Below are 24,158 nucleotides of genomic sequence, written 5' to 3'. Positions count from 1 at the left end.
GCCCCGCGCGCACAATGGTGGGCGTGGACTCGGCCGCGGCTGACTGGGCTGAAAGCGGCCTGGCCTATCTGACCGGGCCGGCCGACGGGCCGCCGGATTTCTCGCGCGCCGCTGTGCTGGCCGAAGCGCGGCGGGTAACCGCCGACATCGCCCGGCTGCTCGGTGTCGACACCGATGCCGCCACGATACTGGCCGGTCGCGCCGCGCTGCTCGGCCTGACGCGGCAGGGCCGCGTCTCGGCCGGTGGAGCGACGCGGCTCGTGGCCAGTGCCGACGGATGGTGCGCGATCGCGCTGGCGCGTCCCGACGACGTCGCCGCGCTGCCCGCACTGCTACAAGTCGACGCCGTCCCGGCAAACCCATGGCCGATGCTGGCGGCATGGGCCGCAACACATTCCAGCGACACTATCGTCGCCCGCGCCCAACTGCTCGACATCGCCGCCGCGGCACTAGGCGAAACGGCCGCAGCACCACCGGCGGTGCGACGCGACGGGAACGCTGCCGCGCCGCGACAACTTGGCGACCTCTTGGTGGCAGACCTGTCGTCGCTGTGGGCGGGACCGTTGTGCGCGCAGTTGCTCGCCCGGGCCGGCGCGGTCGTGGTCAAGGTGGAAAGCCCGGCGCGGCCCGACGGCACCCGACGCGGCGAGCCGGCCTTCTTCGACTGGATGAACTTCGGGAAGCTTTCCTACGCAGTCGATTTCGATAAGCAGCCCGAGGCAATCCGGCAGCTGCTGTCTGCGGCCGACGTGGTCATCGAGGGATCGCGCCCGGCTGCGCTGCGGCGCCGGCAGTTGAGCGCCGACGACGTGCCGGCACGATCGGGACGAGTTTGGTTGCGCATCAACGGCTATGGTGATCAGCCCGACCGGGCGGCATTTGGTGACGACGCCGCGGTGGCAGGCGGGCTCGTCGGCGCAGACGCTGGCGGACCTGTTTTTGCGCTGACGCCATCGCCGACCCGCTGACCGGCCTGGAAGCGACGCGGGCAGTCGCGCAGTCGCTGCACCGCGGCGGCGGCGAACTGATCGAGTTATCGCTGGCGGCGGTAGCCGCGACCTATGCCGCGCTGCCGCCCGAATCGTCGACCTCGACCGCACCGGTCGTTCCCCCGCGGCCCCCGCCACCGAGCCCCACCGCGTCACCGCTGGGCGCTGACAATGCCGCGGTGCGCCACATTGTCGCCGAAAGACTTTGCGCTCCATGCTGATCCAGCGCGCTACCACACTCGACGGCACGTCGGTCGACGTTCGGGTGGGGGCGCAGATCGAGGAGGTCGCCGGCCAGCTCGCGCCGCGGCGCGGCGAGGAGACGTTTGACGCCGCCGGTGGAACCGTGCTGCCCGGACTGCACGACCATCACGTCCACCTGTACTCGGCGGCGGCCGCGGAGGACTCGGTGCGGGCCGGACCCCCGCAGGTGCGCGACCGCGACGGCCTGGCCCACGCTTTGGCCAGTGCCGAAGTCGGAAGCGACGGCTGGATCCGCGCGGTCGGATACCACGAATCGGTGGCCGGCCCGCTGGACCGAACGCTGCTCGACGCCATCTCGCCGCCGGTGCCGGTGCGAGTACAGCACCGCAGCGGAGTGCTGTGGATCCTCAATTCCGCGGGCCTGAGCCGGGTGGGGCTGGCAGATCACCCCGACGGCCGGCTGCGCAGCGCCGACCCGAGCTGGTCGGATGCGCTGGGGCACCGCGGCACCAACCTGGCCGCGCTGAGCGGCCGACTCGCCCGATACGGCGTCACCGGCGTCACCGACGCCACACCGGACCTCGACGTCGCCGACATCGTGACGTTGACCGAACTGCACCGGCGCGGGGAATTGCGCCAGCACGTGCGCTGCCTGTCGCCGGGCAAACGCATCCTGTACGACGACGATCTCGACCTTGATGCGCTGGCCGACTGGATCGCCGAACGCCACCGTGCCGGCGGTTCGGTCGCTGTCCACTGTGTCACCGCCGCGCAGCTGCTGGTGACCGTCGCGGCGCTGCGCCAAGCCGGCGCGTGCCCGGGGGACCGGGTCGAGCATGCCGCTGTGGCGCCCGCCGATTCGTTGGCCGACCTCGCCGAACTGGGCGTCACCGTGGTGACCCAACCCAACTTCGTCGCCGAGCGCGGCGATGAGTACCTGGCCGAGGTGCCCGCGGAGGAGCACGCCCAGCTTTGGCGGGTCGCATCGTTGCTGCGCGCCGGCGTCGCGGTGGCACTGTCCACCGATATGCCGTTCGGCCGCGACGATCCCTGGGCGGCCATGCGCGCCGCAGTGCACCGGACCACGCCCAGCGGAAACGTCCTCAACCCGAGTGAATGTATAACGGCGCGTAGAGCTTTGACGATGTTCCTGGGTCAAGCCGACAAGCCGGCCCGACCGCGCGCGGTCGAGCCGGGACACCCCGGGGATCTGTGCGTGCTCAGCGTTTCGCCGCAAACGATGCTGGCGGAACTCGACGCCGACATGGTGGCCGCGACCGTGGTCGGCGGGCAGCTGACATACGCAGCCGGTTAACCCGTCGGCGTGAACGCCTTTTGCAAACACCCACATTGACTGGCGAAGAAATCCCGCGACACTTGGGCTTTGGGCACCAACAGGTCGAAGCCGTGGAACGCGCCGGGCACGACCTCGACATGACATGGCACCCCGGCGCGAGCGAGGCGCTCAGCGTAGGCCAGGTCCTCGTCATGAAACAAATCATGGGTGCCGACCCCAATCCACGCGGGCGGCAAGCCGGTTAGATCCTCGCGACGGGCCGGTACCGCCAGCTGGGGGTCCGCGCCACCGAGATAGGCCGCCCAGCCGAACCGATTGCTGGCCGGACTCCATAGCCGGTAGTTGGGATCCTTCGGTGCTGCTGCGCTGCGATCGTCGAGCATGGGGTAGGCCAGCAGCTGCAGGCATGGGGTGATCTCGCCGCGATCGCGGGCCAACAATGCCAGCGCCGCGGCCAGGCCGCCCCCGGCGCTGGCACCGCCGATCGCCACCCGTGCGGGATCCACCGCCGGCAACCCGGCCAGCCAGGTCAACGCCGAATAGCAGTCCTCCAGCGGCGCGGGATAGGGGTGCTCGGGCGCGAGCCGGTAATCCACTGCCGCCACCGTGATGCCCAGCGCCCGGGCGAAGCGCCGGCAGAGGCGGTCGTCCTGTCTGGCGGTGCCCAAGACGTATCCGCCGCCGTGAATCCACAGCAGCGCCGGCGCGGGTTCGGTGACACCGGCCGGCCGGTGCAGCCGTACCCCGGCTCCCGACTCCACGGTGAGCACGTCGACATCGCGGGCGCGACCGAGACCCTGCAGCCGCATCAACGTCCGGATCAGCGGCAGTGTTCGCGGACCCACCAACGTTCGGGGCGCGACACGGGCGATGGTCCGCAGGTCAGGGTGAAAATCGGTGCTCGGCATTGGCTCAGTATTGCGTGTCTTCGGTCACGCGGCGGGCCGGATCGTGGGATCGCCGCTAGGTCATTGGCCCCCGAGGGCAAGCAGCTGGCCACGCGGCGAGTTCGCGCCCGAGCCCGCCGGGGTATTCGGCGACCGCGAACTCGTCAGCGTATGCTACGGCGCACTCGGGAGAGGGGATGCGGGTGCGAGCTCCGAGCCGCTTACGGTGGCGCAGCCCGCTGCGCGGCCCGTGGTTGACATCGGTGTTCGGGCTGGTGCTGCTGGCGACGCTGCCGATCGTCATCCTCACCGGACTGCTGTCCTACCTCGCTTACGCACCGCAGCTCGGTCAGGCAATTCCCGCCGACGTGGGCTGGCTGCGGCTGCCCGCCTTCGACTGGCCGACCCGCCCATCGTGGCTATACCGGTTGACCCAGGGATTGCACGTCGGGCTGGGCCTCGTGCTCATCCCGGTGGTGCTGGCCAAGCTGTGGTCGGTGATGCCGCGGCTGTTCGTGTGGCCGCCCGCCCGGTCGATCGCCCAACTGCTGGAGCGGATCTCGCTGGCGATGCTGGTCGGCGGAATACTGTTCGAGATCGTCACCGGAGTGCTGAACATCCAGTACGACTACGTCTTCGGGTTCAGCTTTTACACCGGGCACTACTTTGCGGCATGGGTTTTCATCGCCGGCTTCGCCATGCACGTTGCGGTCAAGTTTCCCCGCATGCTCACCGGTCTGCGATCACGGCAGCTACGAAAAGTGTTGTGCACCAAGCTTATCGACACCAGAACGGAGCCGCCGGACCGCGATGGGCTGGTGCCCGCCCATCCGGCTGACCCGACGATGAGCAGACGTGGAGCCCTGGCGCTGGTTGGTTCGGGCGCGCTACTGATGGCTGTGCTGACCGTCGGCCAGACGCTGGGCGGGATCACCCGCGGCGCCGCTTTGCTGCTGCCCCGCGGACGCAGCCGCGGACCGCACGACTTTCAAGTCAACCGGACCGCGGCCGCGGCCGGAATCGACCCGCGGCGCACCGGCGCGCAGTGGCGGCTCACGCTGACGGGTGGCCCGTCGACGGTGGTCGTGGACCGGGTCACGCTGGCCGGGATGGCGCAACGCAGCGCGCGACTTCCGATCGCCTGCGTCGAAGGATGGTCGACCACCCAAACCTGGAGCGGAGTGCCGCTGGCCGAGCTGGCCCGCCTCGCGGGCGTACCCTCCCCGCGTTCAGCACGGGTGATGTCGCTGGAGCGCGGCGGCGCGTTCGCGCAGGCGAGCTTGCAGGCCAACCAAATCCGCGATCCTGATTCACTATTGGCGCTGCGGGTCAACGGTGCCGACCTGTCACTCGACCACGGGTATCCCGCGCGGGTCATCGTGCCGGCGCTGCCCGGGGTGCACAACACCAAATGGGTGAGCTCGATCAGTTTCGAGGCGGGCTGATCGTGTCTGCTTTGGGCAGGGTGTACTGGTCGCGTGGATTCCACCTGGTGGTGATGACGTCGGGCTTAGCGCTGGCCACCTACACCGTGGCCGTCGCCGGGCCGGCGAGTCTGTGGAATCCGGGGAGCTGGTGGCAGTCGATCGCGGCCTGGTTTGCTGCCGCCATCGTTGCGCACGACCTGGTGCTGTTCCCGATCTACGCCTTGGCCGACCGGATCCTGTGGAGCGGGCGCGACCAGCGCCGGACACGGGTGTCGGCCCGCAACCACCTGCGGATACCGGCGCTGGGGTCCGGACTGACGCTGCTGGTTTTCCTTCCCGGCATCCTCGAGCAGGGCGCACCGACCTATTCGGCGGCCACCGGACAGACCCAGCAACCGTTCCTCGGCAGGTGGCTGGCGCTTACCGCCGCCATGTTCGCCGCCAGCGCCGTCGTCTACGCAGTTCGGCTGGCCCGGGCACACCGGGCACCCCCGGGGTCCGCGCCCGGCCCGCCGCTGAGGCTATGACCTGCGGGCATAATGCCGCAGCCGGGGGTTAACCTGTCCCGTTCACCGATTGCCACGAAAGCGGCCGGTACGCTCCGGGCATGGCGCGCGCAGCGACCCGCTATCCCGGCCCTGGCATCGCCGGCCGTGCCCGGTGGCTGCTGCGAGCACGCCCCGCCGACTGCCTGCTGGCGGTTAGTGTCGCGTCGGCTTCGCTGCCGGTGATCGGCAAGCACTTGGAGCCGCTGGGTGGCGTGACCGCGATGGGGGTCTGGGGCTGCCGGGTGTTGCCGGACTTCGCCTCGACGACCGCCAGGGCGTGGCTGACCCCGGGCATGAGCGAAATCCGCCGCCGCGACCGCGATAACACTCAGGCCGTCTCCGCAGCGGCGCTGCGCGGCATCGTGCCCGCCCGCGACCTCGATATCGAGTGGCCCGCGCCGGAGCGGACCCCGCCGATGTGGAATGCCCGGCGCCACCGCCGCTACCTGTACCGCACGTCGGTGCGCTACGGCGGCGACCCGGCCCACCTGCTCGACGTGTGGCGCCGCAAGGAGCTGGCGGCGATGCCCGCACCCGTGCTGATCTTTGTGCCGGGTGGCGCATGGGTGCAGGGCAGCCGCGCCCTGCAGGGTTATGCGCTGATGTCGCACCTGGCCGAGCGGGGCTGGGTATGCCTGTCCGTCGGCTACCGGGTGGCGCCGCACCACCGCTGGCCGGCACACATCAGCGACGTCAAGACCGCCATCGGGTGGGCACGCGCGAATGTCGACAAATTCGGTGGTGATCGCAATTTCATTGCGCTGGCGGGCTGTTCGGCTGGTGGGCATCTTGCCGCGCTGGCCGGACTGACCGGCAACGACCCCGAGTTGCAGGCCGAGCTGCCTGCGGGCTCGGACACCTCGGTCGACGCCGTGGTCGGGATCTACGGTCGCTACGACTGGGAAGATCGCTCGACGGCCGAGCGGGTGCGCTTCGTGGATTTCCTGGAACGCGTGGTGGTCCACCAGCGCCTCGCGCGCCACCCCGAGGTGTTCCGCAAGGCCTCACCGATCGCTCGGGTGCATCCGAAAGCGCCGCCGTTCTTGGTGATTCACGGCAGCAGGGACACGGTGATCCCGGTCGAGCAGGCCCGCAGCTTCGTCGAGCGGCTGCGGTCGGTCTCGCGTTCGGTGGTCAGCTATATCGAGCTTCCGGGTGCCGGACACGGCTTCGACCTGACCGACGGTGCCCGCACCGGTGCGGTGGTTACCGCCGTCGGACTTTTTCTCAATGCGGTTCACCGCAGCCGCACGCCGATTGGGGCTAAACGGGTTATTTGAGCGCCGACCGAATGTAAGGTCCGTGCATGGGGAAGGCGCAACCGTGAAACGGCTCAGCGGGTGGGACGCGGTACTGCTGTACAGCGAGACGCCGAACGTGCACATGCACACCCTGAAGGTGGGCGTGATCGAACTGGACCCCGACCGGCGGGACTTCGGCATCGACGAGTTCCGGCGGGTCATCCACGGCCGGCTCTACAAGCTCGAGCCGTTCCGCTACCAGTTGGTGGAGATTCCGTTCAAATTGCACCACCCCATGTGGCGGGAGAACTGCGAAGTCGACCTGACCTACCACATTCGCCCATGGCGGCTCCCGGCCCCGGGTGGTCGGCGCGAACTCGACGAGGCGATCGGACGGATCGCGAGCACCCCGCTGGACCGCAGCCGCCCGCTGTGGGAGATGTACTTCATCGAGGGCCTGGCCGACCACCGGATCGCGGTGGTCGGCAAGATCCACCACGCGCTGGCCGATGGCGTGGCCTCCGCCAACCTGTTGGCCCGCGGGATGGACCTGCAGCCGGGTCTGGAGCCTGCGCGCGGCTCGTATGCGCCCGACCCCGCCCCCACCAGCGCACAGCTGCTGCGCTCAGCCTTCGGCGATCACCTGCGCCACATCGGCCGGATTCCGCGCACGATCGGTTACACCGCGCAGGGTCTGCGCCGGGTGCGCCGCAGCGCCCGCAAGCTTTCACCCGAGTTGACAAGACCGTTCACCCCGCCGCCGACGTTCATCAATCACATGCTCACCCCCGAGCGCCGCTTTGCCACCGCGACGTTGGCGTTGGCGGATGTCAAGGAGACCGGCAAGCACCTGGGGAGCACGGTCAACGACATGGTGCTGGCCATGTCGGCCGGTGCATTGCGCATCCTGCTGCTCCGCTATGACGGTAAGGCCGACCATCCGCTGCTGGCGTCGGTGCCGGTGAGCTTCGATTTTTCTCCGGAACGAATCTCCGGCAACTACTTCACCGGCATGCTGGTGGCGCTTCCCGTCGACGTCGACGACCCGCTGGAGCGGACACGTCTGTGCCATGAGAACGCCGTCGCCGCCAAGGAGAGTCACCAGCTTCTGGGACCGGAGTTGGTCAGCCGGTGGGCGGCGTACTTCCCGCCGGCGCCCACCGAGGCGCTGTTTCGGTGGCTGGCCGGCCGTGACGGGCAGAACAAGGTGCTGAACCTGAATATCTCCAACGTTCCGGGCCCCCGCGAGCGCGGTCGGGTCGGCGGTGCGCTGGTCACCGAAATCTATTCGGTCGGACCGCTGACGGCCGGCAGCGGCCTCAACATCACGGTGTGGAGCTACGTCGACCAACTCAACATCTCCGTGCTGACCGACGGCGCCACCGTCGAGGATCCGCATGAGGTGAGCGACGCCATGATCAACACGTTTGCCGAAATACGCCGCGCGGCAGGGCTTTCCGAAAAGCTGACCGTCGTCGAGACGGCGATGGCCCAAGCCTGACAGCGAAAGCGCACCTAACCGAGCCGAGCCCGCAGCTCGCCGCGCAGGATCTTGCCGGTGCTGCTGCGGGGCAGCTGGTCCACCACGACGATCTCGCGGGGCACTTTGTAGTTGGCGAGGTTGTCGCGCACATGCTGTTTGAGCGACTCAGGATCCGCGGCGGCGCCGGGAGTCAGTACCACGAACGCGGCCAGTCGTTGACCGTACTGCTCGTCGTCGACACCGATGACGCTCGCCTCCTCCACCGCGGGGTGCGCGGTGAGCGTCTTTTCGACCTCGATCGGGTAGACGTTCTCCCCGCCGGAGACGATCATCTCGTCGTCGCGGCCTACCACGTAGAGCCGCCCGGCCTCATCGAGCCGGCCGACGTCGCCGGAGGCCATGAAGCCCTCGTGAAAGTCCTTGGTGGAGCCGGACGTATAGCCGTCGAACAGGCTGGTGTTGCGCACGAAGATCTGACCGACCTCCCCGGTGGGCACCGGCCTCAACTCGGAATCGAGGATCCGAATCTCGGTGCCCGGCGCGGGTTTTCCGGCAGTATCGGGTGCCGCGCGCAAGTCCTCGGGGGTCGCGGTGGCGATCATCCCGGCCTCGGTGGCGTTGTAGTTGTTGTAGATGATGTCGCCGAACTCATCCATAAACCGCGTCACGACGTCGGGACGCATCCGCGAACCCGACGCGGTCGCGAACCGAAGCGAGCGGCAATTGTATTTGCGGCGCACGTCCTCGGGCAGTGCCATGATCCGGTCGAACATCACCGGCACCACACACAGGCCGGTGGCCTGATAACGGTCGATCAGCGCAAGCGTGGCCTCCGGGTCGAACTTGCGTCGGGTCACCACGGTGCAGCCCAGCGATACCGCGAACGCCAGCTGCGAAAACCCCCAAGCATGAAACATCGGGGCCGCCACCACCGTCGTCTCCTCGGCGCGCCACGGAACCCGCTCCAAGATCGCCTTGAGTTCACTGGCACCACCGCCAGAACGCCTGGCACCCTTGGGAGTTCCGGTGGTTCCCGACGTCAGCAGGATCAGCCTGCCTTTCCGCGGCAGTCTGGCGGGCCGCTGACCCGCATGCGCGGCGACGAGCTTGTCGACGGTAAGGCCGTGGCTCTCCGGGTGGTCGGTCCAGGCGACGACACGTGTGGTGTGCGACCGACCGGCCAGCGCCCGGTCCACCGCGCCGGTGAACTCCTCGTCATAGATGATCGCGTCGGCGCCTTCGCGGGCGACGACTTCCGCCAGCGCCGGACCGGCGAATGAGGTGTTGAGCAACAGGATGTCGGCGCCGATCCGGTTGGCGGCCACCAGTGCTTCGACAAACCCGCGGTGATTGCGGCACATGATCGCGACAATCCCCGGGCTGCCACCGGGCAATGCCTGCAATCCCGCTGCCAACCCGTCGCAGCGTCGGTCGAGCTGACGGTAGCTGAGCGCGCCGAGCTCGTCGACCAGCGCCGGTCGGTCGGGGCAGCGCTGCGCTGACATCGCGACTCCGCTTGTCATCGACAGGCGTTCGCGGCGCGCGGCCGCGGCGATCCGCACATACTTGTCGGGCCGCAGGGGTGCGATGATGCCCGCCCGAACCATGGTGGTAAGCAGGCCAGCGACCTCCGCGAACCGGTTCGGCACCGGGCCGGTCATCACCTCAACCGATCACCGGCAGGCGGCGCTCTTTGGCCAGCCTGTCCAGCGCCGTTTGCATGACCCGCCGCACATGCGCGTCGACCGCGTCGATATCGGGATCCTCGCCGAACTCGGCGGTCACGTCGATCGGCTCGAGCACCTGCATGACGATCTTGGTGGGGAGCGGAATGTTGACCGGCAGCACTGCGGAAAGCCCGAACGGGAAGCCGATCGAGATCGGCAAGATCTTGACCCGCATCAGTTTGTCGAGCCGCAACAGATGCGCCAGCCCCATGCCGCGCGACAGGTACAACTGGTTTTCCTGACCGCCGATCGCCACCGCCGGCACGATCGGCACCCCGGCATTCAACGCCGCGCGCACGTAACCCGTACGGCCGTCGAAATCAATCTTGTTCTCCGACAACGTCGGCCGGTACACGTCGTAGTCGCCGCCGGGGAACACCACGACCACCCCACCAGAGCGCAGCGCTTCGTCGGCGTTTTCGTGGCTGGCGCGGATGAACCCGGTGCGCACGAAGAACTCGGCGATCGGTCCGCTGAACAACACGTCGTGGCTCAACGTGTAGACCGGGCGCTCGTAGCCGAACTTCTCGTAGAACCCGGTCGCGAAGACCGGAACGTCCATCGGGAAGAGCCCACCGGAGTGGTTGGACACCACCAGCGCACCGCCCGGGGGAAACGAATCAAGGCCGCGCACCTCGGCGCGGTGATAGCCCTTGATCAGCGGCCGGATCAGGGCGATGACGCGTTCGGTCAGGCCCGGATCCCACTTGGAGATCTCCGTGGGCTCGATATCGGTGGCGGTCAACGCGTCCCCCTGGGCTCGGCGCGGATTTTGCTGTGATGCTAGTCGCGGAACCTTGCGGGCTGGACAGCAGCCCGCAGAGCACCGGCGGATACCATCGCCTCGTCACCTGTCCCCCGATATCGAACGGAGCGTCACAGCGTCGTGAGCGAAGAAGCCAACACCCAACCTGTCGTCCTGACCGAACAGCGCGAGCGGATCTTGATCATCACGATCAATCGGCCCGAGGCGAAGAACGCGGTCAACGCCGCTGTCAGTCAGGGCCTCGCCGATGCCATGGACCGACTCGACGGCGACACCGGGCTGTCGGTGGCGATCCTGACTGGGGCGGGTGGCTCGTTCTGCGCGGGCATGGATCTCAAGGCGTTTGCCCGGGGTGAAAACGTTGTCGTCGAGGGTCGCGGTATGGGCTTCACCGAACGTCCACCCGCCAAGCCGGTGATCGCCGCGGTCGAGGGCTATGCGCTGGCCGGTGGCACCGAGCTGGCCCTGGCGTGTGACCTGATTGTGGCGTCGAAGGAGTCGGCGTTCGGAATCCCGGAAGTCAAACGCGGCCTGGTGGCCGGCGGCGGGGGCCTGCTGCGGCTTCCGCAGCGCATCCCCTATGGGATCGCCATGGAGCTGGCGCTCACCGGTGACAACCTGCTTGCGGAACGGGCACATGCGCTTGGGCTGGTCAACGTGTTGGCCGAGCCGGGCAAGGCGCTCGACGAAGCGATCAAGCTTGCCGAGAAGATCACCGCCAACGGCCCGCTGGCGGTGGCCGCCACCAAGCGAATCATCGTGGAGTCCCGGGGCTGGAGCCCGGACACCATGTTCGCCGAGCAGCTGAAGATCTTGATGCCGGTGTTCGCCTCCAACGACGCCAAGGAAGGCGCGGTCGCGTTCGCCGAGAAGCGCGCCCCGCGCTGGACCGGTACCTGACCACCTCAGCCGGCAAGGCCCGGGTTCGAGCCGGTGAGATAGCGCTGCACGGTCGGCCCGATCCAGCCGACCAAGTCCTCGACGGCAGCCGAGGCGATCGGCTCGATGCGCAGCTGGTAACGCGCGAACGCCAACCCCGCCAGGTGGCTGGCCACCAGCTCGACGCGCAACTCGGCATCCGCCACGCCGAATTCGGCCGCGACCCGCTGGGCGATCGGACCGGCAAGGCTGTCGTGCAGCACCTTTCGCGCCAGTGGCTGCATGGCCGATCGCCACAGCGTCAGTAGCGGCTCGAAGGTATCGCCTTCGTCCCAGTGCTCGAGGAAGCGGCGCACCAGCCTCGGGCCGATCTGGCCCGTGCCCTCGTCGAGCAGCGTGGCCAGCTGATGCAGCGGGTGCTGGGGACCGGTCAGCGCCGACGCGGTGAACAGCCCCTCCTTGTTGCCGAAAAAGTAATAGACCATCGCGACGTCCACGCCGGCATCGGCGGCAATCGCACGGACGGTGGCCCGCTCATACCCGTCGCGCATGAAACGTTCGCGCGCCGCGTCGATGATGCGCTGCTTGCTTTGTCGACCGGTGCGCCACCGGCCGGTGCGCCGGGCTTGGGTCATGCCCGGCAGCATACTTCAACGCGTGTTGACGTATGCGGCATGAGGGCGTAGGTTGATTGTTCAGCAAGCGTTGAAGTATCCGCTTGAAGCAAGGAGACCGTGATGGTGGCGGACACGCGTGAACGACGGCTTTGGTGGCGGCAGCTGATTTCGATCCTGGTTTTCCCGGTGACGATGACGCTCGTCATACCCACGCTGATCGGGAATGCGGCCGGCCTGCGGGCACCGGAACTCGGTGCTGCGCCGACGTTCGGATTGGTGACGGTCGGCGGCTTGCTGATCGCCGGTGGGTTGGGTCTGTGGACCTGGACGGTGGTGCTGTTCCACCGAGTGGGCAAGGGCACGCTCGGGGTGGGCGACGTGATGGGCGAGCCGGTCAACCTCGTCGTACGCGGGCCGTACCGGCACGTGCGCAACCCGATGATCACCGGGGTGCTGTGCATCCTGCTCGGGGAGGCGGCCCTCACCGCGTCCGGCTGGCTGCTGCTCTGGTTCGCGATCTTCTTAACGTTCCAGGCGATCGCCATCCGGTTCTGGGAAGAGCCCCATCTCATCCGGCGCTACGGCAGTGAATACCTCGATTACCGCCGGCACGTGCCCCGCTGGATCCCACGGCTGTCGGCGTGGGCGCCAACCGAATAGCAGCTCACGTGGTGGTCGGTTTGGCGCCGAGCACGCGTTGCAGGTCAGGCTTCATCTGCTGCAGCTGTTGGCCCCAGTGGTTCCAGGTGTGGATTCCGGGCAAGAAATTGAACACGCCGTTCTTGCCGCCGTTGGCGACATAGGCATCTTCGAAGGCCCGGTTGCTGTCGATCGCCAACCCCTCGAGCGTGCCCAGGCCGCCGACGTTGGCGGTGCTGGCATCAATGTCCGTCGGGTTGCCGTTGCCGCAGTAAACCCAGATCCGGGTGTTGTTGGCGACCAGCCGTGCGACGTTGACCGTCGGATCGTTGCGCGCCCAGGCCGGGTCGCTGGCCGGCCCCCACATGGCGTCCGAGCTGAACCCGCCGTCGTAGTGCATCGCGATGTTCACCAAGCCCGGCCACTTGCCGTTGGACAGATTCAAAAAGCCCGACATCGAGCCGGCGTAGGCGAACTGTTGTGGGTGATAGGCCGCCAGTATCAGCGCCGACGAGCCGCCCATCGATGCCCCGACCACGGCGTTGCCGTTCGGCGCGACGTTTCTGTTGGCCGCCAGCCACGGCGGAAGTTCTTGAGTCAGGAAGGTTTCCCACTTATAGGTGTGGGTCCCGCCGTTGCCCACCGCGGGCTGATACCAGTCGCTGTAGAAACTGGACATGCCGCCCACCGGCATGACAACCGACAGCCCCGATCCCTGGTACCAGTCGAACGCCGCGGTGTCGCGGTCCCAGCCGTTGACGTCGTCGGCGGCCTCCATGGTGTCGAGCAGGTAGAGCGCATGCGACCCGGGAGCGCCGCTTTCGAACTCGACCGGGATGTCACGGCCCATCGCCTGCGAGGGCACCCGCAGTTGTTCGACCGGGACGCCGGAGAATGCCCGGACCGGTGGTGCACCGGCCGCGATCGCGACAAGCCCGGGCAGCGCCGCGGCCGCCGTGACAGCGACCGTTAGTCGATACAGGGTGGTCTTGAAGGTCGTGCCCGTGAACGCTATCTCTTCCCCCGATCCGCGTGCCGGGTAGCGTAGCTAAACCACACGGGCTTCAGCGGTCAATTCGACGACAAGACCGCCGCGGCGCTTCAGGCGGCACCGCGAGGGCGTATCGGTTAGATAGTCTACAATACGGTTCCGGAAATGGATGTCACGTCCGATCGGTGGACCGGTCCTGAAAAGGGTTGAGGCGCAGAGAGATTCGAGGATGAGTATTTCCTTACTACTCGAAATGGCGGCGTCGGGCAACCCGGATCGAACGGCGGTGGTCTGCGGCGACGTCCGGTTGACCACCCAGCAGCTCAGCGATCTGGCCGACGGTGGCGCCGGGGTCGTCGCCGGGTCGAATGCGCGCCATGTCGCCTACGTCGGCACCGGCGGTGTGATGCTGCCGCTGCTGATCTTCGCCTCGGCCCGCGCCGGGTTGGCCTTCACGCCCATCAACTACCGGCTTTCGGGCGAAGGCATCCAGACCCTGATCCGGCGTTTGCCCGAACCGCTGGTGGTCAGCGACGCGCGCTATCGGGACATGGTCGGTGACGCGGGCCGGCGAACGATGCTCTCCGACGAGTTCCTGGCTGCGTCCCGCACCGCCACGCCGGCCGCGGAATTCCCCGATCCCGACGACGTCGCGATCGTGTTGTTCACGTCAGGCACCACGTCGGTGCCCAAGGCCGTCGAACTGTCCCACAACAACCTGACCACCTATGTCACCGGCACGGTGGAATTCGGCTCGGCCGGGCCTGACGACGCCGCGCTGATCTGTGTGCCGCCCTACCACATCGCCGGGGTCAGTGCCGCGTTGTCGAACCTCTACGCGGGCCGCAAGATGGTTTATCTGCCCGACTTCGATGCCGAGGAGTGGGTGCGGCTGATCACCGCCGAGCATGTCACCACCGCGACCGTGGTGCCCACGATGCTCGATCGCATCGTCAGGGTGCTCGAGCAAGGCGGCCACCGGCTGCCGTCGCTGCGCAATTTGGCGTATGGCGGTTCCAAGGTGGGGCTGCCGCTGATACGCCGGGCCCTCGAGCTGTTGCCCGACGTGGGTTTCGTCAACGCCTACGGGCTGACCGAAACCAGTTCGACGATCGCCGTCCTCACGCCGGAGGATCACCGGCGGGCGCTGGCGGCCTCCGATGCCGCCGTCGCCAAGCGGTTGGGGTCGGTCGGTCAGGCGGTGCCCGGCATCGAGCTGCAGATCCGCGACGAGAACGGCACAGTTCTCGGACCCGGGGAGACGGGGGAATTGTTCGTGCGCGGCGCGCAGGTGTCTGGCCGCTACACCGGAATCGGCTCGGTGCTCGACGAGGACGGCTGGTTTCCGACCAAAGACATCGCCATGCTGGACGAGGACGGGTACCTATTCATCAGCGGACGTAGCGACGACACCATTATCCGCGGCGGCGAGAACATCGCGCCGGCCGAGTTGGAGGACGTCTTGATCGAGCATCCCGAGGTGCGTGAGGTAGCCGTGGTCGGTGTCGACGACCCGCAGTGGGGCCAGGCGATCGTCGCGGTGGTCGTGCCCGCGGAGGGCGCTGCCCCTGACCCAGAGCAGCTGCGCGCGTACGTGCGCAAGAGCCTGCGCGGGTCACGGACGCCCGACCGGGTAGTGTTTCGTGATGAACTGCCCACCAATGCCACCGGCAAGCTACTGCGCCGCGAGCTGGTCGAACAACTTCGTGCCGCCCCGGCCGAGCAGTGAGTGATCGAGGGACGCAATCATGATCAAAAACGGAACCCGCCTCGCCAGCCAAGTGTGCGACACCCAAGTCATCGTGGTGCGTACCGCCGACAGCCTCGACGACCTGCGCTGCGGCGGCGCCCCGATGGTGCCGATCGGCGCAGAGCGTTCCGGCGAGCTGGATCCGGCATTCGCCGACGGCAACGTCATGGGCAAGCGCTATGTCGATGACAACGGCGCCGAAGTGCTGGTGACCAAGGCCGGTGCCGGGACGCTCACGATCGGTGAGACCCCGCTACATCTCAAAGAGGCCAAGCCGCTACCCGCCAGCGACTAACGGCCGGGGACTCCGTTGCGGCAGACGAATTCCCTTGCTTTGATGAGGAATTCGAGCTGCTCGGCAACCTCTTGCAGCGGGGTGGCGCTGCGTGTCGAGCGGCACAGCACCACGGCGCCTTCCAGCGCGGCGATTGACGTCACCGCGAGCGACTCCGCATCGGACTGGCCGAAGCCGTCGGCGACGAAGGCCCGGCTCAGCGCTGCGCGCCATCGGTCGAAGATCTCTCCGGCCTCGGTCGTCAGCCGCGGTTCGTCGTCGGCCGAGCCGATCGCCGCGGCCACGACAGGACAGCCGGCATTGAAGTCGCTCTCGGCCAACAGGTGCTGCCACAACTCGACGAAGCGGCGCACCAGTGCCATCGCGCCTTGGTCGGCGGCGGCATCGATCGCCGCGGTGATCGCCTCACCGGAGTAGCGCAGCGCCTCGGTCAGGATCTGATTGCGACCGTTGGGAAAGTGGTAGTACACCGAACCGCGGGGCGCGCCGCTGCGGGTAAGTACCTCGTCGATGGTCACCCCGGCCGCGCCGCGCTCGCGCAACACCTCAGCCGCGGTGACAAGCATGTTGGTGCGCGTATCGCCACGCTTCTTGCGCGCCGCCTCTACTGCCGTCGACATCGCCGTCGTCCCCCGGGCAGCCAGACGATTATGCGGCGTGCGCGCGACGTGCCTGCGGGACCGGCCAGTGCAGGCTGCGTCGGCTGAACCGGACACCACGCAGGTGCTGGCGCCGTACGTCGGAAACCGCACGGGTGAACCGATGACCTGCAACGTTGAGCTCGATGACCCACATCGCAATCTCCTGCCTCGCGGGTCGGATACGCCAACCCATGACTATGCACTATAGCATACTACCTCCAGGCGAACTCCCGACCTGCACACCAGGTGCCCAGCAAGTCCGTCGATACCTGTGGTCAACCCGTCCATCATCACGCTCGGATTATGCAGTACTACATAATCGCGTTGGGTCTAGCGGCTCGAGGCCAGGTCTTGTCCGGCATGTAACCGAACACGGCCCGACGAGCGGGTTAACCACAAATGAACGGATGGTAAACTGCCGGTGGCTTTGGTGCTGACTGCCACGCAGCACAACCGACCGAAAAGGTGGGGTCAATGCCGGACTTGCCGCCCATCACCCTGGATAGCGATGTCGATGCCGCCGACCGGACAAGCGCAATCGACTTCATCAACCGTGTCAACTTGCTCTTCGACGCCTGGGATATCGACGCGATGGTCGAGGCCTTCCTCCCGGACAGCGTCACGTACCACACTCACGGCGTCAATCGGGGCCGGGCGGAAATGCGAAGCTTCTTCCAGCGGGCATACCCATACAGCGTCCCGGGCGTCAGCAGGCTGGCGACCAATCCGATCGTCGATCGTGACGGCGAGGGTGTCATCGTTCGCTACCACAACCTTCTCGTGCGCTATGCGCCCCCGGACGCCGTGCCCGGCATGATCACCGCCGAGGTGGTTGGGAGCCCCGATGAACTGCCCGCGATCTGGGTGTACTCCGCCATGACGGACCGGCTGCGCCGGACCGATCGGGGATGGCGCATCTTCGAACGTTACGTGGGGCCGACCACCATGAATGACCGGTTGCGCCCGATCACTTGCGACCCTGCCTATTTCGACCCGTGCCTCCCCAGGGCGGTAGCACGGTGATGCTCGCCGCAGCGGGCGGCACGCACCGTGTCAGTCGCGGATGAAACCCTTATTGCGCATCAGAAAGTCCGCCAGGAACCCGTCGTGCGGGATTTCGGGTGCCTCGTAGGAGGTGGGATGGCGGCCCCAGTAAACGTTGGCGATGGTCGGCTCGGCCAGCAGCTCGTCGACCAGGGCTTCGTCGCTGGTGATGGCGGTGACGACCAGTGAGCGCCGCAGTGCTGCCATATCGTCGCGGCGCGACCACGGCGACACCCACACGCACGGGAACGGCAGTTCGGTGTTGAGCGTGTCGACATCGGGCGCGGCCATCAGGTGCACGGCGGGGCGCAACGCGGCGCGGCCATTGCCCAGCGGGGCGACCACCTGGTCGGCGCCGAGCACCGGGATCGTTCCAGCGGCCTTGGCCGCCAGAAAGTCCGCCAGTTGGCCGGCCTTGTCGATGCTCCGGGTGGGCAGAAGCGCCCGCTCGTCCTCGGTCGGTAGCGGTTCGATCGTCGACAAACGATCGGCGATCGCGCCCGCCAGTGCAGTGGGATCGCCTTCATAGAGCACGGCGGTGGTGTTGACGCACGCCATCCCGCCCTGGTTGGCGATCGAGTCGACCACGACGTCGAGGTAATCGCGCCAATCTTGCTCGGCGGTGATCAACATCTTGCTGCGACCCGGCCCGTTGACAAACACCGTGGGGTCGGTCGCGTATTTGTCGACAACGTGCTGATCGCCGTAGACCATCGCCAGGTCGGCCGACCGGATGATCTCGTCGGCTCCCCCATGCTCGGTCGGCAGATACGTCGCATCTTCGGGCCGAAATCCGCTGGTGCGCAGGGCATGGACGAGCCTATGCGCGGTGAACGGCTCACGGCGCGACGGGCGGACCGCCACCCGGTATCCCAGCGCGAGCGCCTGGGGCCACGAGGCGTGGATGCCGGGGCCGTTTCCTGAGGCGTGCACGGCGAAGACGTCGCCGCGCCGGGTCCAGACGGCGCCGCCGTGACGGATGCGGGGCTCGCGCCAGTCCAGTGCTGCCCCGGTGGGGCATGCCGGCCGCACGGCATCGATTGCCGACGTGACGACGTGGGCGACCCGGTGCGCACCGGCACGGGTCACCGCGATCGGCAGCCCCGAAACAGCGCTGGCACGTTCGACATAGGTGTCGAAATCCAGTCCGGCGATCACGGCGCAGCGGAATGCGTCGGCGGCGTCAGCAAGGGCGGTGCGACGCTGCCTGACAGGCAGCGGCTGCGTTTTGCGCTGTGCTCCAATGCTGCGCGAAACATAGAGCGGTGGAGCAATACTCAGCTCGGCAACTGGCACACCGGCTGTGCTGGTGATGGTCTGGCGGTTCCGCGTCCGGTACGGGCCGTTCGGTCCGAGTGCGTCTAGGTATACCAGATCTGTTGCTCGACTTGCGTATTCGCCGGCCACTGACGTCATGGTCAGTACACACCCTCGATGACGTCTCGACCCTCGAATATGGTTACCGGCTGCACCTCGCTGAGCGAATCGCCGATCTGACCCGGGGGTCCTGGGAGTCGGACCGCGCTGTCACGTTCCAGGTTGTTCGGTATAAACATTCCTTTGCTGAGATGATTCATCACGACTTGGCCGCGTTGCCCATACGGCACGTGATCGCCGGTGTCGGGATCCAGCACCCAAAACACGACATACGGTGTGCGCGGGTCGAATACGAACGAGCCGCAATCGCCGCCGGTGCGGGTGATGGCCTGCGAGAGGATCATCGTGCTGCCGAAAACCATGGTGATCGCGGTATCCGGGAAGATCTCCCGAAACAGATCCAGCGTGTCGGCGTCGACATGGGCGCCGCTGAGCAACACATAGCGGATCTTCTCGTTCACCAAGTGCACCGTGTGATCGTCGCGGGCGAGGGCCTCGAGCAGCGGCGGAGTGGTGTGCAGATTCGCGACGTTTTGGGTACGCAGAACGTGACGGGCCTGCTCGATTACGTGTTCGACGTAGGCCAGCACGTCGGACGCGGCGTTGCGGGCAGCAATCCTTTTAACCCAGCGCGGATCCAGATCGATCGAGTGGAAGATGGAGCCGAGCCTCGCGGAGACCAGACGGGAAAAGTAGCCCACCCCGTGCGGTCCGCTGGGCATTAGGCATAGGAAGCCGCGGCCCGGCAGGAATCCACCGGCGGTGAAGTCCTCGGTCTGCCACCGGACGACCTGTTCGATCCAATCCGGCATTTGCACAGTTCGTTTGGGAGCCCCGGTGGTGCCGCCGGACTCGAAGATCTGCGGCAGCGGCGGCGACGACCCGTACCCGCGTGGAATCAGGTCCTCCACGGGCGCGCTGCGCAGTTCGTTGACGAGGTTGGGAAACAAGCGCAGATCCGCGAAGGTGTTGATGTCGGTCAGCGGGTCGAAGTTCAGCGTGGCGGCAATGCGCAACCAAAATGGCGACCCGGTGTCCTCGCTGAAGTGCCAGGCGACCGCCGCGCGAAGGTAAGCTTCGGGATCCTCGACCGGCTCTGAACGCGGCACCTCCAACAACGACACATCGACACGCGCCACGCCAACGATCCTGTCGCACCGCCGACCACCCGGCAATTGCAAGCACCGCTGCGGGCGGTCACCTGGCCCGGCCACGAGCCGACACAATAAGACGGTGAGCACACATACCGTCCGGTCCGACAATGCGGAACCCCTCGTGGTGGTCGGTGCCGGGGTGAGCGGATTGACCACCGCGATCTGTCTGGCTGAGGCAGGCTCGCCGGTACGGGTGTGGGCGGCGGAGCCGCCCGCACAAACCACGTCCATCGTCGCGGGAGCCCTCTGGGGCCCCGCGTTTCAGGAACCGGCCTCCCAGACGCTGGCGTGGATGGCGCAGTCGTTGCGTGATTTCCAGGAGCTAGCCAGGGTAGCGGGCACCGGGGTGCGGCTGGCGCCGGTGCTCGCAGTGGGCGAGCTGGCGAACGTCGACGAGCTGCCGCCGCAGGCGGACCTGGTTCCCGGTCTTCGCCGCTGTGCTCCCTCGCAGCTTCCGCCGGGATTCACCCACGGGTTTCGAGCCACCATGCCGCTGATCGACATGCCGCGCTACCTGGAGTACCTGCTTAACCGGCTGTCGGCCGCCGGCGGCGAGATCGAGATCCGCCCGGTGGAGTCGTTAACCGAGGCCGCAGAGGTTGCGCCGATCGTCGTCAACTGCACCGGTCTGGGCGCCCGCGAACTCGTTGGCGACGACACCCTGCAACCGATGTTCGGCCAGCATGTCGTGCTGAGTAATCCCGGGTTGGACCAGGTGTTCGTCGAGGTCACCGAGGCCGAAGAGTGGACGTGCTTTTTTTCCGCATCCCCAGCGGGTGGTCTGCGGTGGCATCCGGGTGCCGGGCCGCTGGGACCGCACACCCGACCCGGATGTGACCGAGCGGATTCTGCAGCGATGCCTGACGATCGAGCCGCGTCTTGCCGACGCCGAGGTCCTCGAGACCGTCACCGGCCTGCGCCCCGGCCGCCCCGCGGTGCGGCTCGAGGCCGAGCCCCTGGGCCGGGCACGCTGCGTGCATAACTATGGCCACGGCAGCAACGGGGTGACGCTGTCCTGGGGCTGTGCCCGCCAAGCCGCAAGACTGGCGCTCGCGTCAACAGCATCAAGCGATGAATTTGACCGAAAACCCGAGGCGCACAAGTAAAAACTGCAAATTCGCTCTTTCGGCGTAGCGTTGATGCGGTGCCGAATATCGAACGGCGGACATTGCTGTGCGCCATTGCCGCTGCTTTTGTCGCGGCCGCGGGCCGGGCGGCTGCGGCAGGCGCCGAGCCGGTGCGGTGGAAGATCCCGCTGGCGCCGCTGCCGACGGTGGCCGGCGTGCTCACTCGGCTGCCCGGCAGCGGAAATAAATTGGCGCTCACCGTCGATGACGGCGCCAGCGTCCCTGTCGTCGGTGCGTTCGCCCAGTTCTGCCGCGACAGCGGCACCCGGCTGACTTTTTTTCGTCACCGGTATTCACCCGTCGTGGTCGGTCAACGCACCCGCGCTGCGGCCACTGGTTGACTCCGGGCAAGTCCAGGTGGCCAACCACACCTGGTCGCACCCCTACCTCACCCGCATCGGGCTGAACGCGGTGGCCGACCAGATTCGCCGCAACGCCGACTTCCTGAGATGCACCTACGGCGTGGACGGCACCCCTTACTTCCGGCCACCCTACGGTGTGCACAACGCTGACATCGACCGGGTCGCCGCCGACCACGGCTACACGACGATCACGCTGTGGAGCTCCAGCCTCGGCGACTCCGCTCCTGAGACCGAAGCCAGCCTCATAGCCAACGCCGGCAAGGCTTTTCAGCCACAGCAGATCGTGCTGGCGCACGCCAACCTACCCACTATCACGCACTGTTACCCGCAGCTGCTGGATCTCATCCACAGCCGCAATCTGCAGACGGTGACCCTCAACGATGTCGCCGCCTGAGGGGCCGATCAGCCGTCGATCGTGTAGCCCATCGGCAGCAGCACACTCTTGAGCTGGCAGAAGTGCTCGACGCCTTCGGGCCCGTTTTCGCGCCCAATGCCGGAGTTTTTGTAACCACCGAACGGTGAGCCGGGGTCGAACGCGTACCAGTTGATGCCATAGGTACCGGTGCGGATCTTCTGGGAGATCTCAATGCCTTTCGGCACATCGGTGGTCCAGACGCTGCCGGCCAGGCCGTACACCGAATCGTTGGCGATGGCGATCGCATCCTCCTCGGTCTCATACGGGATGATGCACAGCACGGGTCCGAAGATTTCCTCCTGGGCGATCGTCATCTTGTTGTCGACATCGGCGAACACCGTGGGCTGCACAAAGTAGCCGCTGTCGAGCCCCTCCGGTCGGCCGCCGCCGCAAACCAGCCGCGCCCCTTCTTCGATGCCCTTGGCGATGTAGCCCTCGACTCGGCTGCGCTGCTTCTCCGAAATCAACGGCCCGATCTGGGCGGCGGGGTCCGAGGGGAGCCCCACCGGCAGCGATTGCACGAAATTGCTTACCGCTTCCACGATTTCGTCGTACCGGGAGCGCGGCGCCAGAATGCGGGTCTGGTTGACACAGCCTTGGCCCGTGTTCATCACGCCCGAGAACACCAGCATTGGCACCGCGGCGGTCAGGTCAACGTCCTCGAGAATGATGGCCGCCGACTTGCCGCCGAGTTCGAGCGTGCACGGCTTGAGCATGTCGGCCGCGCGCTTGCCGACTTCCCGGCCCACCGCCGAGCTCCCGGTGAAGGTGAACATGTCGACGCCCGGGTTGGACGTAAGGGATTGGCCGGTGTCTGCCCCACCGGGCACCACCGACAGCACCCCTTCAGACAGGCCGGCTTCAACGAGGACCTCGGCCAATGCGTTGGCCGATAGCGGAGTTTCGGCGGCCGGTTTGAGCACGACGGTGCAGCCGGCGAGCAATGCGGGTCCGAGCTTGTTGACCGCCAAGAACAACGGCACGTTCCATGCGACGATCGCGCCGACCACACCCATCGGCTCGCGGCTCACGATGGTTTGCCCGTAGGCACCGTTGCGGGTCTCGGTCCACTTGACCTTGTCCGCCGCGCCGGCGAAGAAGGTCAGCGACCCCATGGATCCGGCCCAGTGCATGGTTTCGATGATCGTCGGCGGCTGGCCGGTCTCGGCGGCGAGCAGCCCGGTGAACAGTTCCTTGCGGTCTTCCATCAGCTTGACCGCGGCCGCGAGCACGGCGGCGCGCTGTGCCGGCGGGGTGGACGGCCACGGGCCGGTGTCGAACGCCTTGCGGGCAGCGGCGACGGCGGCGTCGACGTCCGCGGCGGCGGCCAGCGGCACCTTGCCGACGTACTCTCCGGTGGCCGGGCAGCGCACCTCGATAACGTCTGGAGTCGACGGCTGGGTCCACGTGCCGCCGATGAACAGCTTGTCGTATTCGGTCTTCAGGCTGTCGGTCATGGCGCCAACCCTACCCAGCCGGAACCCAAACGAGAACAGGTTTCAGTCAAGTGGAATTGCGGTGCGACTAGGGTTGCAGCACCAGCACCAAGTTGCTCACCAGAAACTCTCGTAGCACCGGCACGGACGTCGTCCACCATGCCCATCGCGGGTGGTAACGGGGAAAAGCCGCCACCAGCGCGCCGGTACTGGCCGCCCAGTCCAGGCCGTCGGCCGCCGACACCGCGAAAAGCGACGACCCATAGTTGTTCTTGGCCGGATGGCCGTGTTTGCGGGCGTAGCGGGCCGCGGCGCGGGCCCCGCCGAGATAATGCGTCCAGCCCATTTCATGGCCGCCGAACGGCCCCAGCCACACCGTGTAGGACAACACCGTCATACCGCCCGGTTTGGTGACGCGCAGCATCTCGTTGCCGAGCTGCCAGGGCCGGGGCACGTGTTCGGCGACGTTCGACGACAGGCAGATGTCGACACTGTCGTCGGCGAATGGCAACGCCATCCCGGAGGCCCGCACGAACCTACCCGGCCGTTCGTCGGGCGCCGGTCCGGGCGCGTGCATCTCGTCGGGGTTGGGTTCGACACCGAGGTAGTCGACACCGACCGCGGCGAAGGCTGCCGCGAAATATCCCGGCCCGCCGCCGACGTCGAGCAGTCGGCGGCCCGCCGGGGCGCGCCGTGCATGGCCCGCCACAGGTCGGCGACCATTGTCGCGGTGTCGGCGGCCAGCGCGCCGTAGAAGCGGGCCGGCTGCGACTGCTCGTAGCGGAACTCCCACAGCAACCGCAACGAGCGGGACAGTGTCGCCCGCCGAGCAACGAGGTCGGTGACGGCCACCGGACCCACG

General features: G+C 67.3%; 21 protein-coding genes and 3 pseudogenes. 14 read left to right on the top strand and 10 right to left on the bottom strand.

Features of this window, described 5'->3' with window-relative positions; translation table 11 throughout:
- The first annotated feature begins 14 nt into the window (after positions 1-14).
- Together MHEC_RS22765 and MHEC_RS22760 are read left to right on the top strand one after the other, a co-directional pair.
- A pseudogene (locus MHEC_RS22765) lies at positions 15-1,210 on the top strand (CoA transferase).
- Entirely contained in the window at positions 1,204-2,508 is a 1,305-nt protein-coding gene (locus tag MHEC_RS22760) for an amidohydrolase family protein (protein WP_048890467.1), read from the top strand. The pseudogene MHEC_RS22765 and the gene MHEC_RS22760 overlap by 7 nt, the downstream one beginning before the upstream one ends.
- Here the strand turns inward: MHEC_RS22760 and MHEC_RS22755 are convergent.
- On the bottom strand, positions 2,505-3,398 hold the full coding sequence (locus MHEC_RS22755) for an alpha/beta hydrolase (protein ID WP_048890468.1): 894 nt from the start codon (positions 3,396-3,398) through the stop codon (positions 2,505-2,507). The two genes, MHEC_RS22760 and MHEC_RS22755, sit on opposite strands and share 4 nt — an antisense overlap.
- 176 nt (positions 3,399-3,574) lie before the next feature.
- Between MHEC_RS22755 and MHEC_RS22750 the strand changes: the two genes are divergently transcribed.
- The 4 genes from MHEC_RS22750 to MHEC_RS22735 all read left to right on the top strand — a co-directional run bounded on the left by MHEC_RS22750 (position 3,575) and on the right by MHEC_RS22735 (position 8,094).
- Positions 3,575-4,822: a molybdopterin-dependent oxidoreductase gene (locus MHEC_RS22750; RefSeq protein ID WP_048890469.1), complete on the top strand. Its 1,248-nt coding sequence runs from the start codon at positions 3,575-3,577 to the stop codon at positions 4,820-4,822.
- Positions 4,789-5,331, top strand: coding sequence for a hypothetical protein (locus MHEC_RS22745; RefSeq protein WP_053093979.1), 543 nt, complete (start codon positions 4,789-4,791; stop codon positions 5,329-5,331). Before MHEC_RS22750 ends, MHEC_RS22745 begins: the two co-directional genes overlap by 34 nt.
- An 80-nt stretch (positions 5,332-5,411) precedes the next feature.
- Positions 5,412-6,632: an alpha/beta hydrolase gene (locus tag MHEC_RS22740; RefSeq protein WP_048890470.1), complete on the top strand. Its 1,221-nt coding sequence runs from the start codon at positions 5,412-5,414 to the stop codon at positions 6,630-6,632.
- Between the two features lie 43 nt (positions 6,633-6,675).
- Positions 6,676-8,094 (top strand): WS/DGAT/MGAT family O-acyltransferase, encoded by a 1,419-nt coding sequence (locus tag MHEC_RS22735; protein WP_048890471.1) that lies wholly within the window; start codon positions 6,676-6,678, stop codon positions 8,092-8,094.
- A gap of 14 nt (positions 8,095-8,108) precedes the next feature.
- On the opposite strand, the gene fadD12 is transcribed toward MHEC_RS22735, so the two are convergent.
- A complete protein-coding gene (gene fadD12, locus MHEC_RS22730; RefSeq protein WP_048890560.1) occupies positions 8,109-9,737 on the bottom strand; it encodes an acyl-CoA ligase FadD12 in 1,629 nt (542 codons plus the stop codon).
- Positions 9,738-9,741: 4 nt separating this feature from the next.
- Positions 9,742-10,548: a 1-acyl-sn-glycerol-3-phosphate acyltransferase gene (locus MHEC_RS22725; RefSeq protein WP_048890472.1), complete on the bottom strand. Its 807-nt coding sequence runs from the start codon at positions 10,546-10,548 to the stop codon at positions 9,742-9,744.
- A gap of 141 nt (positions 10,549-10,689) precedes the next feature.
- Between MHEC_RS22725 and MHEC_RS22720 the strand changes: the two genes are divergently transcribed.
- The gene (locus tag MHEC_RS22720; protein WP_048890473.1) at positions 10,690-11,469 is read left to right on the top strand and encodes a crotonase/enoyl-CoA hydratase family protein; all 780 of its coding nucleotides are present in this window, start codon (positions 10,690-10,692) and stop codon (positions 11,467-11,469) included.
- A gap of 5 nt (positions 11,470-11,474) precedes the next feature.
- On the opposite strand, the gene MHEC_RS22715 is transcribed toward MHEC_RS22720, so the two are convergent.
- Entirely contained in the window at positions 11,475-12,083 is a 609-nt protein-coding gene (locus MHEC_RS22715; protein WP_048890561.1) for a TetR/AcrR family transcriptional regulator, read from the bottom strand.
- 102 nt (positions 12,084-12,185) lie between these two features.
- On the opposite strand from MHEC_RS22715, the gene MHEC_RS22710 reads away from it, so the two are divergent.
- Positions 12,186-12,725, top strand: coding sequence for a methyltransferase family protein (locus MHEC_RS22710; RefSeq protein WP_048890474.1), 540 nt, complete (start codon positions 12,186-12,188; stop codon positions 12,723-12,725).
- 4 nt (positions 12,726-12,729) lie between these two features.
- Here MHEC_RS22710 and MHEC_RS22705 read toward each other — a convergent pair whose 3' ends face one another.
- Positions 12,730-13,719, bottom strand: coding sequence for an esterase family protein (locus tag MHEC_RS22705; protein WP_048890475.1), 990 nt, complete (start codon positions 13,717-13,719; stop codon positions 12,730-12,732).
- Positions 13,720-13,924: 205 nt separating this feature from the next.
- On the opposite strand from MHEC_RS22705, the gene MHEC_RS22700 reads away from it, so the two are divergent.
- Entirely contained in the window at positions 13,925-15,424 is a 1,500-nt protein-coding gene (locus MHEC_RS22700; RefSeq protein WP_048890476.1) for a class I adenylate-forming enzyme family protein, read from the top strand.
- Between the two features lie 19 nt (positions 15,425-15,443).
- Positions 15,444-15,740 (top strand): hypothetical protein, encoded by a 297-nt coding sequence (locus MHEC_RS22695; protein WP_048890477.1) that lies wholly within the window; start codon positions 15,444-15,446, stop codon positions 15,738-15,740.
- On the opposite strand, the gene MHEC_RS22690 is transcribed toward MHEC_RS22695, so the two are convergent.
- Entirely contained in the window at positions 15,737-16,360 is a 624-nt protein-coding gene (locus tag MHEC_RS22690; RefSeq protein WP_048890478.1) for a TetR/AcrR family transcriptional regulator, read from the bottom strand. The genes MHEC_RS22695 and MHEC_RS22690 overlap by 4 nt on opposite strands.
- Before the next feature lie 495 nt (positions 16,361-16,855).
- On the opposite strand from MHEC_RS22690, the gene MHEC_RS22685 reads away from it, so the two are divergent.
- The gene (locus MHEC_RS22685; protein ID WP_048890479.1) at positions 16,856-17,404 is read left to right on the top strand and encodes a nuclear transport factor 2 family protein; all 549 of its coding nucleotides are present in this window, start codon (positions 16,856-16,858) and stop codon (positions 17,402-17,404) included.
- A 30-nt stretch (positions 17,405-17,434) separates the two neighbouring features.
- On the opposite strand, the gene MHEC_RS22680 is transcribed toward MHEC_RS22685, so the two are convergent.
- Together MHEC_RS22680 and MHEC_RS22675 are read right to left on the bottom strand one after the other, a co-directional pair.
- Positions 17,435-18,799: an aldehyde dehydrogenase family protein gene (locus tag MHEC_RS22680; RefSeq protein ID WP_048890562.1), complete on the bottom strand. Its 1,365-nt coding sequence runs from the start codon at positions 18,797-18,799 to the stop codon at positions 17,435-17,437.
- Between the two features lie 44 nt (positions 18,800-18,843).
- Positions 18,844-19,941 carry an AMP-binding protein gene (locus MHEC_RS22675; protein WP_048890480.1) on the bottom strand — a complete coding sequence of 366 codons (1,098 nt, stop codon included), beginning with the start codon at positions 19,939-19,941 and terminating at the stop codon, positions 18,844-18,846.
- A gap of 94 nt (positions 19,942-20,035) precedes the next feature.
- On the opposite strand from MHEC_RS22675, the pseudogene MHEC_RS22670 reads away from it, so the two are divergent.
- The 3 genes and pseudogenes from MHEC_RS22670 to MHEC_RS24595 form a co-directional block, all read left to right on the top strand.
- Positions 20,036-20,942 (top strand): annotated as a pseudogene (locus MHEC_RS22670) (FAD-dependent oxidoreductase); the annotation flags it as partial.
- Positions 20,943-21,100: 158 nt separating this feature from the next.
- Entirely contained in the window at positions 21,101-21,424 is a 324-nt protein-coding gene (locus tag MHEC_RS24600) for a hypothetical protein (RefSeq protein ID WP_236591516.1), read from the top strand.
- Positions 21,375-21,839: a polysaccharide deacetylase family protein gene (locus tag MHEC_RS24595; RefSeq protein ID WP_330849098.1), complete on the top strand. Its 465-nt coding sequence runs from the start codon at positions 21,375-21,377 to the stop codon at positions 21,837-21,839. The genes MHEC_RS24600 and MHEC_RS24595 overlap by 50 nt, the downstream gene beginning before the upstream one ends.
- Positions 21,840-21,847: 8 nt before the next feature.
- Here MHEC_RS24595 and MHEC_RS22660 read toward each other — a convergent pair whose 3' ends face one another.
- Both MHEC_RS22660 and MHEC_RS22655 read right to left on the bottom strand, forming a co-directional pair.
- Entirely contained in the window at positions 21,848-23,317 is a 1,470-nt protein-coding gene (locus tag MHEC_RS22660) for an aldehyde dehydrogenase (protein ID WP_048890483.1), read from the bottom strand.
- A 67-nt stretch (positions 23,318-23,384) separates the two neighbouring features.
- Positions 23,385-24,148: pseudogene (locus tag MHEC_RS22655) on the bottom strand (class I SAM-dependent methyltransferase).
- Between the last annotated feature and the right edge of the window lie 10 nt (positions 24,149-24,158).

The sequence above is a fragment of the Mycobacterium heckeshornense genome (assembly GCF_016592155.1).
GTDB classification, from domain to species: Bacteria; Actinomycetota; Actinomycetes; order Mycobacteriales; family Mycobacteriaceae; genus Mycobacterium; species Mycobacterium heckeshornense.
This window is presented reverse-complemented; position numbering and strand designations above follow the sequence as displayed.